Genomic DNA, 13320 nt, shown 5'->3' on the forward strand with positions numbered 1-13320 from the left:
GCACAATGGTGATTCAACACAGTTAATTCAACGCTGGTTTTCCTGGAAACGCGCCGGCTTCCTGAACAGGCGGAAGTCATCGAACTTTTGCCCGTACACGAATGGCAGGTACGCGTCGCGGTCCGGCAATACCGCCAGGCGTGGCACCGTCCAGCTGGACTCGCCTTCGCTGTAGTACGCCGCGCCCACGGACACCACCGGGATGGTGTGCAGCGGGTCCAGGGCGGTGCCGTTGAGTTTCAGCGTGCCCGTGCCCAGGCGCCTCACGCGCAGGTTCTCCTGGTTTCTCATGCAGTTCAGAATCGGATCGTGCTGCAACCCGTAACCGCTGGAATGCGGCACCGCCTTGATTTCGAAGTCCCAGGCTTGATTGCTGGCCGGCCCCAGGTCGGCGCCGAACTCGGCCTCTATCTCGATCAGGCGCGCGCCATTGCGCTCGCAGAATCCATAGGCTTGGTGGCCGTCCAGGTATACCTGCGCGGTACCGGTTTTTTTCGCCTCGCCCCACATTTCCCGGCCAATAGTCACCGGCATGTCGCCGCTAACGATCAGCACCAGCATGGTGGTGCCTTCCAGTTCCTGGTAGCGGCATTTCAGGGAAATGATCCCGCAGTCGAATTCACCGCACAGCTCGCTCTGCCAGCGCGACACGCTGGCAATGGCGATGGGCTGCTCAGGCAAATCGAAACAGGGCGGCAACACCGCGCGCAAAAATTCGAAGGTTGTTTCAAACTCGATGGAAACAGCCTCGATGGTGCAGCGCCCTTCGGCGAGAATGCGTTGGATGTCCTGCAGTTCTTCAGGTGTTTTAACAAAGCCCATGGCGGGTGTCCTTAAAGTCAGAAAGGGAGTGTTCAGCCTTTGAGCAGCTCGATCACCGCGTCAGCGACCCCAACCGAAGAGGCCGGGTTCTGTCCGGTTACCAGCAACCCGGACACCACCACGTGGTGTTCCCAATCGCCGGCTTTGGCGTACAGGGCGCCCAGCGCCTTCAGTTCACGCTCAACCAGATAGGGCACGTCCTTTTCCAGCCCCACGGCCGCCTCCTCGCTGTCGCTGAACGCGGTGACCTGCACGCCCTGCACCAGCGGCTGGCCATTACCCTTGCGCGCCTCAAGCAGCGCGCACCCGGCATGGCAGAGCGTGGCAACCGGTTTGCCCGTGGCCACGGCGCGCTCGATCAAGGCGACCGAGTGGGCGTTTTCACGCAGATCCCACAGCGGGCCATGGCCACCGGGGTAGATCAGCGCGCTGACCTGTGATTCGACGATGGAGGCCAGCACGGCCGTGCCCTCAAGGCGCGCCTTGAGCACCCCATCGGCCACGTAGCGCTGGTACAGCGGGCTGTCTTTCAGCGCCTCGACCGACAAAGCGTCCACCGGCACCGGGCCGCCCTTGGGCGAAGCCAGGCACACAGCGAAGCCTTCATCGATGAAGCGGTAATACGGCGCCAGAAACTCTTCCAGCCACAGCCCGGTGCGCCTGCCCGTGTCACCGAACTGGGAGTGGGAAGTCAATACAAACAAAATACTCATCAGGTGCGCTCCGCAATTGAACAAGGGTGGCCAAGCGCTTCAGGCCGCCGTTTGCTGATCCCACAGGGCTTGTGCGGTTTCCCAGGTTTGGTTGATGTCACGCCCGTCTTCGGTGCGCCAGGTAATGGGCCCGACCATCTGCAAAATGAAGGTGGTGTCGGCGAGCATCTTGGTCTGTTCGTGGTCGGCGCCCGTGGCCTCGTAAAGGAAGCCGTGCTGGATACACAAGGCACCGCCGTTTTCCGGACCGCCGCGCAGCTCCAGGATCCCGTCGAATACATACCCCTCGGCCGGGCCGTGATGAATGTGCGGCAGCAGGATCGACCCGTTCGGGCAATAAAACAGCACGGTCCAAATGCCCATTTCCGGGGAAACGTGGAGCAGCTTCCACTTCACCCCACCGGTATGGAACTCGGCAGGAAAGGCCTGCCAGGCGACTTGGTCAACCTGCACATAAGCGTCTTGTGGTTTTTTGATCAGGGTCATTTCAGGCCTCACGGTGGCTGGGTTTCGACGACCTGAAGGTAGCGCTGCAGCCCACGTGCCCCTAGCCAGATTCGGCAATGCCTGCGCACTGCGAGGGCTTGAGTCGTGATTGCCGATATTGGCTAGTTCAAAACCCTGGCCACGCATAGCTTCATGTCGGTATCCAACCCGGCGAGCCTGCCTCGCCTATTTCGAGGACGTAGAACATGGTCAAGACAATCACAATCATCGGCACAGGCCTGATGGGTTCCGGATTGGCACGCACGCTGCTGGCCGCGGGTCGCCAGGTCACGGTATGGGATGGTCGACCCGAGGCCGCGCGGCCCCTGGTGGAAAAAGGCGCGCGCCTGGCCCACTCTTTCGTGGACGCCGTACAGGCCAGCGAATTGACCATCATGATCATCAGCAGCGCCGCTGGCGGCGCCTCGCTGCTTGAACGCCATCTGCAAGACTTGAATCTGCACGGTCGCTTCCTGGCCAACCTGAGCACCTCCATGCCCGAGGACGGCGAGCGTTTTCGGCGCCTGGTGGAAGGCAATGGCGGGTGCTTTATCAATGCCGCGATTTCCTCCTACCCCGACCTTATCGGCGGCCCCTATACCGCCATCCAGTACGCTTGCGCCCCGGCGGTGTGGGACGCCATCGCCGACACCGTAAAACCCATGGCGCCTGAGGGGACCCTGTACACAGGTGAGAACCTCAGCGTGCCGCCGATAGTCGATGCGGCCATGACGGGCAGTTTTTATGCTGTGGGATTGGCGGGGTTCCTGGAAGCGGCTGCGTACGCCAGAACCCAAGGGGTCAGCGCCGGCCAGTTGTCCGAATTCGCCGACAAGATGCTCGACCTGTTGCGCTACAAGGTGCAAAAAAGCATCAAGGAAATCCAAGCCAACGACTTCAGCACCATCCAGGCCACGGTAGACGTGTACCTGGATGCGGTGGTGCAATGGCGTGACGCCCTGCAGGCCAGCGGGCTGAGGGCCAGCCACATCGCGGCGCTGGCCGACGACCTGAAGATCGCCCAAGACGCGGGCCACGGTAGCTTGGGCTTCAATGCCCAGTACCTGGTGGCCAAGGCCTGAACGCTCAAGGCGCCGGCATCACCTCAATGATGCCGGCGCTGCCCGCCCAGTCGGCTGACCGTCTGGGACGGAAGCTCGCCGAAGAAGTCCTGGTAATACCGGGAGAAACGCCCCAGGTGGCTGAAGCCTGCGTCCAGGGCCGCGCCCTGGATGGTTTCGGACGGCGAGCGCACCAACAACTTGCGCGCCGTGTTCAGGCGCACTGAGCGCAGGTAATTGAGCGGGGACATCCCCAACACGCTTTCAAAACTGTATTGCAGCGTGCGGCGGCTGATGCGCAAGTGGTTGCACAGGTCCAGCACACCGAACTGCTCATCCTGCACATGCTGGGCAAAAAACTCGCAGCTTTTCTCCACAATGTAGGTACGGGTGGACGGCGGCACGACCAGGCGGGACGAATCGGCCTCCCCATCAAGGATCTCTTGCACACACCCCATCACCCGATCAAGGCTGGGGCTCAGCCCACCCTGCCCCAGGCCCGCCTGCACATCGCCCAGATGGGACTTGAGGTTGCGCTCGAAATCAATCCGGGTTTCCCGCCCGGGCTGGATAAAGCGTTCGAACGGTTTTGACTCGATGGCCTTCAGGTTGTCGATGGCGAAACGTTCCAGGAAGTCGGCCTTGCTGACCGTCAGCATCAGCGCCTCGATGGGCGCCTTTGCCAGGGCATGAAAGGCCCGCCCGCAGGAGATATGGAACGTATTGCCATTGACGTAGCGGCCATTGAGCAGCACGTCCGCCGCGGACCGCACATTGACGATAACGATAGAGTCCAGGGGCACATGGCAGATCTGCTCCACGCAGGGGCTGTCCATGGTCTCGCGGGTCACTTTCAACTTCCCGGCAATGGAATGGCTGGCGATGGCCCCGTGAAACCGCGCACGTTTTTCCAACTGGTGGTAGCGGTTGTCGTCCCACTCGTCCAGGCCGCCAGCGTGTTCGAACGCATCGTGGGATTCCAGGAAGTGAAACTGGGTGTCGGGCAGGGCGGGCTGCAGGGGCATGGTGGCGTCTCGGATTCACGGGTAACCCTGGGAATGAGCAACCTCCATGCCGGAATGCCGCCGGCAGCTGCCTTGCCCTGGCCAAGGCCCGGGTTAGAGGGGCCGCACGGCAGCCCGCGCCCTGCAGTTTCCGGGTATAGCTGCCTAGCACTGACGCCACTATGGGTCACTAGACCCAACTTGGTGCTTTTATACCCATATGTGCCCGACCGCGCGGGAACAAACGACACACCCTGCTGCCCGCCAATTTGCCGAAAACGGATACGAGCCAATTGAGGTGCAGGCGTAGGCTCAACACAGGGCGCACAGCGGGCTGACCGCATGCAGCACCACAACAACGCGCCCGGCAAGACCTGTACCCGCTGCCATAATAATTTCCTAACAGCCAAAGCGGACGTCATCGCAAGACCTCGTCCCGAGAGTACCGACATGAGTAGAGCCGATACTGAACACAGCACGGGAATGATTAGCACAAGCGCAAGCTTGAACACGGATCTGTTGAAACAACTGGAAGCCATGCAGGGGCCCGAACACACCGGCTCCGACTGCTGGGGCAGCGCCACGCCGCTGATCCGCGAGGCTTCTTTGTGGATCATCCTGGGTGCCGCACTGTGGATTGGCACGCTGCTGGCGATAGGAGCCTCGTCATGAGCACGCACAACGTCGAACAGCAAGCCCTGGCCGGGCGCTTGCCCGTGCTTAGCGGCAATCGCGTCTACAAGACCTATGGCTCATTCCTCTGGACCTGCTGCGCCTTCAGCGCCGCCACCTGGGCGTTCCTGATCGGCAGCTACTTGCCGTTCGTGGGCGATTGGCGCCTGGGCGTGATGGGCTACGTGATCGGCCTGATCATCGGCATGGCGCTGGTATCGCTGGCCTCCGGGGTACCCAGCTTCAAATACGGCACCGACCCAATCGACACGGCCAAGGCGTCGTTTGGTTATCGCGGCATCGTCATCCCGTTGTTCGGCCTGCTGGCCACGTTGATCGGCTGGTCTTATGTAGTGGAAGCGCTGACGGCGCGCGGCGCGGCCAACGTAGCCGCGACGGTCACGGGCACCCAGGTCACGGGCGACTCCCACGAGCACTTGGTCATTGGCGTGGCGCTGCTGGCGTTGTTCATCGTCTGGCTGATTACCTGTAAGGGCCCCCAGTTCTTCGAGCGCCTGAACGGCTACATCGGCCCGTTGCACATGTTGATCACCGTGGTGATGCTGGGCATTCTGGTGCACAAGTTCGGCCTGCAGAACCTGTGGCAGAACCAGTTGCCGCCCGACCAGATGCTGTCCCACGACCCCGTGCAAGGGCTGGCCCTGGCCGTGGAATTCGGGGTGTCCAACGCCATGACCTGGTGGCCGGTGATGGGCGGCCTGACGCGCCTGGTCAAGCACAAGCACCACGTCATGGGCCCGTCGATCATTGGGGTCGGCATCCTCGGCGCGGCAGTGGTGTCCACCGTAGCGGCGCTGGCGGCGATCAGCGCCGGTACCTATGACCCCACCGTGTGGATGATTGCCGTGGGCGGCCCGGTCTTCGGCTCCATCGTGATGAGTATCGTGCTCACGGCCAACATCGCCACCATGGTGGTGATGATGTACCTGGCGGGGGTCTCGATTCAGCAGGTCAAGTTCTTCGCCAGGCTGCGCTGGGAGCTGTTGCTGGCGCTGTTGCTGCTGCCCGGGGTGTATTTCGCCTTCGAAACCGAGTGGCTGCTGTCCAAGGTGATGAGCTGGTTGAGTTACAACGGCGTGATGTTCGTGGGCATTTCGGGGATCACCCTGGTGGACTACTTCATCCTGCGCCGCGAGCAACTGGATGCGCCCAGCCTGTTCGCCACGCGCAACAGCCATTACGCCTACTGGGGCGGGGTGAACTGGCTGGCGGTGGCCATCAGCATCGTGGCCGTGGGGGGTTACCTGATGATGTACGACCCGGTGACGGTGGCCATGAGCGGCTGGTTCCGCTACCTGGGCGCGTCCATCCCGGTGATCGCACTGTCCGGGCTTGCGTACTACCTGGGCGTACGCCTGGTGATCGTCCCGCTGGGCAAAGGCAGCTACACCCGCGGCACTGCCCTTTCCAGCCGCCCTACCCTGGACCTACAACCCCAGCCTGGCTGCATGAAGGTCGGCCTATAACCTGAATGCCGTGTGGCCGCTGCCGCCAGGCTGCGGCTACACGCGAGGTGCCAGGACATTCGCCCACAGGTTGATGGCCGCCTCCACCAGTCGCTCCCGCTGCCCGGTACCGGCTTGGAGCTGGTCCTGATAGAAGAAATTGCCGTCGATCTGCGTGGCAATCAGCGCGGCGTACGTACGCACGGTCTCGGCTGGCAGTTGTGGGTCGATGTCCGCCACCAACTGGCAGATCCCTTCCAGAAAACTGTCGTACTGGCGCGCCATCTGCGCCTTGATGGCAGGATCGTAGCTGGCCAGCGCCCCCACCTGGAAAAAGAACCTGGCCGTGTCGGCATCCAGGGTGGCGGCGGAGTTTTCCCGAATGGCCACCGCCAAGCGCTCCAGCGGCGTGGCGGGCGAGGCATCCGCCACCAGCCGGTCCACGCCCTGGACAAAATACGCCAGCCTGGCCGTGATCATTTGCAGGCACAGGTTTTGCGTATTGCCACAGTAGTGCTGCAGGTTGTTCAGGCTGATGCCCAACTCCTTGGCCACTTTCCTGGCGGAGAACTGCCCATGGCCGTCACGAATGAACACCCGTGCGGCGGCTTCATTGATTTGCTCGACACGCTTGGCCCGCTTGCCTGCGCGGCTGAAGGGGCCCGGGGCACTAGTGACGTCGCACACGTGGGTTGCCTTCCTCAGGTTGGTTGCTCAATGGCCCGATGGTAGCAAACCGCAGCGTGGCTGCCGACCGCCACGACCCGGTGCAAACGGCAAAAGCCCTGGGGCCATGAGGTCCAGAGGCTTGAGAGGTGACAACGCCTACAGGTGCTTGAGGAACCACTCCACCGCCGCCTGGCTGGATGGGTCGAAATACCTGAGGTAGGGGTCGAAATGCCCGCCCTCCAGCAACACCAGCGCCTTGGGCTGCAATGCTTGTTCGTAGGCTTTTAACGCCAGGTCAGTCACTGTCAGGGTGTCCTGCCTGGCCACGATCATCAGCAGTGGCGTGGGGCTGATTCGCTCGATGTCACGCCCAGGCTCGTACTCATTGAGCATCTCGATGCTTTTGAGCGTCACCTGGTTGCACCACGCGGGTGCCAGGGTACGCCCACTGTGGGCGAAAAAATCATGGGCGTCCTGGCCCGGCAGTGCGCAATCGCTGGCCGGATCCGAGTTCACCACGTCCAGCATCATCGGCGGTTTGCCCAGGTAACGTGACTGGCGGTCCTCTGCAAAGGCTGCGAACAAGCCCGGCAGCAGGTCGGGGCGAATCGCCAGCCGCACGTCCATCGAGCCGCTGATGTCGGGCACCTGGGCCACCACGCATTTGACCCGCCGATCAAACGCGGCCACCTGCAGCACGTGGCCGCCACTGTAACTGGACCCCCACACGCCGATACGCTGGCCGTCGATGGTTGCCAGGGCGCTGGCATAGGTAATGGCATCGCGGTAGTCGCGAACCTGCAACACCGGATCGGCCTCTTGCCGGGGCTGGCCCTCGCTGGCACCGAAGTTGCGATTATCAAACACCAGTGCGGCAAAGCCTGCCTGGCAGAACGCCTCGCCATAGCGGTCAAGGTATTGCTCCTTGACTGCGGTAAAACCGTGGGCCAGGACAATGGCCGGGTGCGGTCCGCCACCCGGCGGCGTGTACAGCCACCCCCGCAAGGTCAGGCCGTCGCTTGTTTCAAAGCTCATATCAACGCGATCGTGGGCTGTTGTGCCGTGCATCGGTTCTCTCCAGGACGTTCACCAGTCCTGACGCGTTATACAAGCGCAGCGGGCATCCCCTTAGCCGTAATCGGCAACCTGCGAGGTGGTTAGGTTGGGGCGCGCTGCCGTGATGGCCGGCGCGCACCTGTTCAGTGCGCACGCGATGGATGTACAACCCAAGCATCACCCGATACTGCGTTCCGACCGCCTGGATCCCTGCCATGACCGACTCGATCACGCCTTACCAGATCCCTCAGTGGGTGCCCGGCGAAACCCTGGGCAGCAGCGACAACCTGGGCTGGCAAGGGGTTATCCAGCGCTCGTATCGGTTGCGCGCGGTCGATGTGGTGGTGCCGCCCGTGGACCACTTCGCGATCATGCTGCAATGCTCGCACGCGGTCCAATTGCAGCGCCGCACGGGCAGCCACTGGGTGCGCGAGCGCTACGCGCAAGGCGACGTGTCGCTGCTGTCGATTGCCCAGCAATCGCACTGGCGCTGGGCCGACACGCTGGATGTCTCGCATATCTACCTCAGCCAACCGCTGCTGACCCAGGTGGCCGAAGACATCGCCGGCCGAAGCGTGGCCAGCGTCACCTTGCACGACGTGCTGGTGACCACTGATCCATTGCTGGCGAGCCTGGCCAAGGCGATCACCGCCGAAGCGGCATCGCCAGGGCTGGGTGGCACCCTGTATGCCCAAGCGCTGGCCACCCAGATGGCGGTGCATTTGTTGCGCCGCTACTCAAGCCTCCACTACCGCGAAGACGCCCTGCGCCCCAAGCTCGATGGCCCACGCCTGCGCGCGCTGCAGGCGTTTGTCCAGGAGCACCTGCACGATGCCTTGTCGGTGGCGTGCCTTGCCGAGCAGGCGGGCATGGGCAGCTGGGCGTTTTCCAGGGCGTTCAAAGCGGCAACCGGCAGCCCGGTGCACCAGTACATCGTGGGTGCGCGGATCAAGCGCGCCCAGGCACTGCTGGCTCAACCCGCGCTGGCGCTGACAGACATCGCGGCGCAATGCGGGTTCAGCGACCAGGCGCACATGACCCGCCTGCTCAAGGCAACGCTTGGGGTTACGCCTGGGCAACTGCGCCGCCGCACGGGTGACATCGATGATGGCCTGGCGAACGATTGGGCCTGAGCGCGCCTCACCCGATTATTCAAAAAACCCCACCGGCGCCTTCAAGACCGCCCCTGCCCTGTTCTATAGCGTAACCAAAGACCCCTCAGTGGTGCCTGCATTGCCAGGCCGTTGCTGACGCTTCGCTCTCTATAAAAATAAGATTTGGAGGCTACATGAACACCACCGCATCAACGCCCCGCCCCGCCGCTGCACAGAATATCCAGCGCTACGACGCCGTCATCATCGGCGCCGGTATCGGCGGCCTGTATCAGCTTTACCGTCTGCGTGAAGCCGGGCTCAACGTTCTGGCCATCGATGCCGGCACCGGTGTCGGCGGTACCTGGTACTGGAACCGCTACCCCGGCGCACGGGTCGATTCCCCCAGCCACGTTTACCAATACTGGTTCAGCGAAGAGCTCAACAATGCCTGGAACTGGAGTGAGCGCTTCCCGGCGCAACCTGAGACCGAGCAGTACCTGAACTTCGTTGCCGATCGCTTTGCCTTGCGCAAGGACATCCAGTTTTCCACCCGCGTGCTGTCCTGTGATTTCGATGAACACCGGGAGCGCTGGCAAGTGCGGACCGACAAGGGCATCACCCTCGACGCCAAGTACCTGATCTCCTGCGCGGGCACACTGTCGACGCCGCTTAAGAACCTGTTCGAAGGCGAAGACTCGTTCAAGGGCGAGGTCTACCACACCGCGCGCTGGCCCAAGCAGCCGGTGGACTTCACCGGTAAACGCGTTGGCGTCGTGGGCACTGGCGCCACCGGTATCCAAGTGATCCAGACCATCGCCCCGCAGGTGCAAGCGCTGACCGTGTTCCAACGCACCGCGCCCTACACCATCCCGATGCGCAACCAACGCTACACCGATGCCGATCGGGCGACACTCAAGAGCCGCTTCCACGAGATCAAGCAACAGGTGCGCAACAGCTTTGTAGGCTTTGATTTCGACTTCACCTACGGCAGCTATCACGATGCCTCGCCGCAAGATCGCCGGGAGATCCTCGAGATGCTCTGGGACGATGGTTCGCTGGCGCTGTGGGCCGGCTCCTATGGCGAAATTTTTACCGACGAGGGCGTGAACAAGGAGGTGTCCGCGTTTGTTCGGCAGAAGATGGCCGAGCGCATCAAGGATCCCGCCCTGATCAAGCAACTGGTGCCTACCGATTACGGCTTCGGTACCCGCCGAGTGCCTCTGGACACAGGCTACCTGGAGACGTTCCTGCGGCCGAATGTAAGCATCGTCGACATCAAGGCGGCACCCATCGAACGTATCGTCGAAAATGGCGTACAAACCGCCGATGGCAACATTCACGAACTGGACGTATTGATCCTGGCCACCGGCTTCGACGCCTCCACCGGCGCGCTGACGCAGATCGACATCCGCGGCCGCGCCAAGCAGTTGCTGCGCGACGAGTGGGCTCAGGACCTGCGCACCACCCTGGGCCTGATGGTGCACAAGTTCCCCAACCTGTTCCTCACCGCAGCGCCGTTGTCGCCCGGCGCCGCGCTGTGCAATGCGCCGACCTGCCTGCAGCATCAGGTGGAATGGATAACCGATTGCATTCAGTTCCTGGAAAACAACCAGCGCAACACCATCGAGCCGACGCTGGAGCAGCAGGACCACTGGGTGGCGCACCACGACGAAGCCGCCTCGACCTCACTGCTGGCCAAGACCCGCTCTTGGTACACCGGCGCCAATGTCGACGGCAAGCCCAAGCGCCTGCTGGCCTATGCGGGAGGCGTCAATGTCTACCGCGAGCATTGTGACGCCGTGGCCGCGCAGGCCTATGCGGACTTTCGCATCAACTGATCGGCACGCCGGCCTGGTGCCGGCGCTTTTCCGTAGCAGCAGGTAAAGCCATGACTTCGCATGCCTATTACAATCAGGAAATCCACGGCCCCTATGAGCTCATGGACATCGGTGAACTGCCACTGGCCTCGGGCAAAACCTTGCACCGCTGCCAACTGGCCGTGGCCACCTTTGGCCAGCTCAATGCCGCAAAAGACAACGCGATCCTGATCCCCACCTGGTATTCAGGCACCAGCAAGATCATCCAGGACGTGTTTATCGGCGCCGGGCGCGCCATCGATCCTGACAAGTACTTCATCATCGTCGTCAATCAGCTCGGCAACGGCCTCTCCAGCTCGCCGCACAACACCCAGGGCCCACAAGCACGCGGGCACTTTCCGAAAATCGCCATCGCCGATGACGTCAGCGCGCAGCATCGCCTGGTGACCGAACACTTCGGATTGACCCAGTTGGCACTGGTCATGGGCGGCTCGATGGGCGCACAACAAGCCTACGAATGGGCGGTGCGCTATCCGTCGATGGTGCAGCGCCTGGCGGCCATCGCTGGCACTGCCCGAACAAGTGCGGTCAATCAAGTGATCAGCGACGCGATCGTCCACGGTTTGCGAGCGGACCCGCAGTTCAACGGCGGCGGCTATGCGAGCTCCACCGCCGTCAGCGCGGGTCTTGAACAGCACGCGCGGTTAATGACGCTGCATGGCTTGAGCCCGGAGTTTTTCGAGGGCCAGCACTACAAGGCCTTGGGCTTCGACAGCGTGGCCGGCTTCGTGGAAGGCTTCATGACACCCTACTTCGCGCCCATGGACCCGAACGCGTTGATTAGCATGTTGGAGAAATGGCGGGGTGCGGATGTCAGCCATGTCACGGCGGGTAATCTGCAGGCTGCACTGGGGCGCATCACCGCCAGGACGGTCGTGCTGCCCATCACCCAGGACCAGTATTTTCCGCCGTCGGCGTGCCAGGCGGAAGCACGGTTAATCGCGGGCGCGACCTGCAAAGCCATCGACAGCCCGTTCGGCCACTTGGGGTTGTTCGGTGCCGACGCCCACTGGCTGCAACAGGTGGATGCCGAGCTGAAAGTGCTGTTGCGCTGAGCAGGATCGCACCCTGGCTTTTTGGACGTCGCCCCCATTTTATTGGCCGCCACGCACCTGTGCCCGCGAGCGCCCGCCACTAGAATAGCCCCTATCGATTACCGTCGATGCCAGCAGGCGCAGCGCCTTACCAACGCTCCACTCGCCTGCCTGGCTCACCTGGCTAAGCCCTTGGTTCAGGTGATTGCTCCAGGCGCCCTCGTGGCGCCTTTTTTACGCCTGCCAACTTCTCCCGGGCACAAAAAAAGGCAACCTTCAGGCTGCCTTCGATCGGGCCGCAAAACCTTAGTGCATACCACCCACCAGGCCGAGGGAGCGCACGACGTCTTCGGCTTGCAAGTGGATGATCGGGCTGACCATCTTGCCGCCATGCTCGACCCAGCCCATGAAGTTCTCGCCAGCGTCCCAGCCCAACAGGCGCTGCACCTCTTCGGGCATGCCCTTGAGGACGTCGAAGGGTACCGACAAGTACTGGTTCTCTTCCTGGCGAACGCAGCCCAGGTCAATGCCCATGGTCAGGCCCACACGCGCGACGTCACTGCTGTTGGTACCGCCACCGTGGTAGGTGGAGCCGATGAACAGCAGGGCCGAGCCTACCGCCATCTCGGCGTCCACGGTTTCTTCAGGCTCGGGGCGACGCTCGTCATCCCACTTGTGGCTGCCCGGGATGACCTTGGTCGCACCGGTTTTTTCGCTGAACTCGGTCATCGCCAGCATGATCTGCAAACGCGCCTCGCGGCCATACTGTGGGTGGCGCCACAAGAAACTGGTGTCGTCACGGTGCAAGGGCTGCTTGCCCTGGCCTGGATGAATCTCGATGGCCTGGGTCATGCCGATCTGGATTTGCGGGGTGACGGTGGTGCGCTCGTGGCCGAACCACACCGACACCGGCTTTTGCAGGATTTTGCGCGCCGCCCCCAGGTACAACGGGTGCAGGACCACGTCGACCATGCGGCTGGCCCGTGCGAACAGGCGGCTGGCGCGGCGGGTGGAGGTGCCGACGAAGAAGTTTTCGTGGCCGAAGGTGGAGGTGTCCAGGGCCGCGTCGATTTGCTGCTTGAGCTCCTGGAAGGCGCTGCCGGTCAGGAAGTCGGCAATGATGACGCCGCCATCGCGCTCGATGATTTCAACCACCTGCTCGACGGACGCATTGCCTGGCAGAGTAACGAGGGAAGCCTTGGACATGATGAATTCCTTGCGGATCGGTTAACCGCGCAACGCTGGGCGGCGCGCACGTGAAGTGTTTCGTCGAGCGAATATAGGATGGCGCCCACGGGGGTGACAGGTTGGCGCCAGACATTAACAGGTGAATAACGGCCACGCCGGCAGGTGCCTGCCGTGGCCG

At 62.5% G+C, this 13320-nt stretch carries 13 protein-coding genes; 6 read left to right on the forward strand and 7 right to left on the reverse strand.

The features are described 5' to 3' along the window. Positions 1-27 precede the first annotated feature (27 nt). Genes L9B60_RS29080 through L9B60_RS29090 form a run of 3 tightly spaced genes read right to left on the reverse strand, consistent with a single transcriptional unit; the run spans position 28 to position 2021 of the window. A complete protein-coding gene (locus L9B60_RS29080; RefSeq protein WP_249674584.1) occupies positions 28-822 on the reverse strand; it encodes an acetoacetate decarboxylase family protein in 795 nt (264 codons plus the stop codon). Between the two features lie 32 nt (positions 823-854). Next, positions 855-1535, reverse strand: coding sequence for a type 1 glutamine amidotransferase domain-containing protein (locus L9B60_RS29085; RefSeq protein ID WP_249674586.1), 681 nt, complete (start codon positions 1533-1535; stop codon positions 855-857). A 39-nt stretch (positions 1536-1574) separates the two neighbouring features. Further along, a complete protein-coding gene (locus L9B60_RS29090) occupies positions 1575-2021 on the reverse strand; it encodes a cupin domain-containing protein (RefSeq protein WP_249674588.1) in 447 nt (148 codons plus the stop codon). Between the two features lie 206 nt (positions 2022-2227). Between L9B60_RS29090 and L9B60_RS29095 the strand changes: the two genes are divergently transcribed. Further along, the gene (locus L9B60_RS29095) at positions 2228-3103 is read left to right on the forward strand and encodes an NAD(P)-binding domain-containing protein (RefSeq protein WP_249674589.1); all 876 of its coding nucleotides are present in this window, start codon (positions 2228-2230) and stop codon (positions 3101-3103) included. A gap of 23 nt (positions 3104-3126) precedes the next feature. On the opposite strand, the gene L9B60_RS29100 is transcribed toward L9B60_RS29095, so the two are convergent. Next, positions 3127-4107, reverse strand: coding sequence for a helix-turn-helix domain-containing protein (locus L9B60_RS29100; protein WP_249674591.1), 981 nt, complete (start codon positions 4105-4107; stop codon positions 3127-3129). A 483-nt stretch (positions 4108-4590) separates the two neighbouring features. On the opposite strand from L9B60_RS29100, the gene L9B60_RS29105 reads away from it, so the two are divergent. Next, entirely contained in the window at positions 4591-4758 is a 168-nt protein-coding gene (locus L9B60_RS29105; RefSeq protein WP_249674594.1) for a hypothetical protein, read from the forward strand. Further along, positions 4755-6245: a cytosine permease gene (locus L9B60_RS29110; protein ID WP_249674596.1), complete on the forward strand. Its 1491-nt coding sequence runs from the start codon at positions 4755-4757 to the stop codon at positions 6243-6245. The genes L9B60_RS29105 and L9B60_RS29110 overlap by 4 nt, the downstream gene beginning before the upstream one ends. 36 nt (positions 6246-6281) lie before the next feature. Here L9B60_RS29110 and L9B60_RS29115 read toward each other — a convergent pair whose 3' ends face one another. After that, the gene (locus L9B60_RS29115; protein WP_249674598.1) at positions 6282-6911 is read right to left on the reverse strand and encodes a TetR/AcrR family transcriptional regulator; all 630 of its coding nucleotides are present in this window, start codon (positions 6909-6911) and stop codon (positions 6282-6284) included. 138 nt (positions 6912-7049) lie between these two features. Further along, positions 7050-7928: an alpha/beta hydrolase gene (locus L9B60_RS29120; RefSeq protein WP_249674599.1), complete on the reverse strand. Its 879-nt coding sequence runs from the start codon at positions 7926-7928 to the stop codon at positions 7050-7052. 236 nt (positions 7929-8164) lie between these two features. Between L9B60_RS29120 and L9B60_RS29125 the strand changes: the two genes are divergently transcribed. From L9B60_RS29125 to L9B60_RS29135, 3 genes are all read left to right on the forward strand, one after another. Next, on the forward strand, positions 8165-9082 hold the full coding sequence (locus L9B60_RS29125; RefSeq protein ID WP_249674601.1) for a helix-turn-helix domain-containing protein: 918 nt from the start codon (positions 8165-8167) through the stop codon (positions 9080-9082). A 155-nt stretch (positions 9083-9237) separates the two neighbouring features. Continuing rightward, on the forward strand, positions 9238-10881 hold the full coding sequence (locus L9B60_RS29130; RefSeq protein WP_249674602.1) for a flavin-containing monooxygenase: 1644 nt from the start codon (positions 9238-9240) through the stop codon (positions 10879-10881). Positions 10882-10931: 50 nt separating this feature from the next. Beyond that, positions 10932-11975, forward strand: coding sequence for an alpha/beta fold hydrolase (locus tag L9B60_RS29135; protein ID WP_249674604.1), 1044 nt, complete (start codon positions 10932-10934; stop codon positions 11973-11975). Between the two features lie 285 nt (positions 11976-12260). On the opposite strand, the gene L9B60_RS29140 is transcribed toward L9B60_RS29135, so the two are convergent. Further along, on the reverse strand, positions 12261-13160 hold the full coding sequence (locus L9B60_RS29140) for a phytanoyl-CoA dioxygenase family protein (RefSeq protein WP_249674605.1): 900 nt from the start codon (positions 13158-13160) through the stop codon (positions 12261-12263). Between the last annotated feature and the right edge of the window lie 160 nt (positions 13161-13320).

The organism is Pseudomonas abieticivorans, assembly GCF_023509015.1.
Classification (GTDB): Bacteria; Pseudomonadota; Gammaproteobacteria; order Pseudomonadales; family Pseudomonadaceae; genus Aquipseudomonas; species Aquipseudomonas abieticivorans.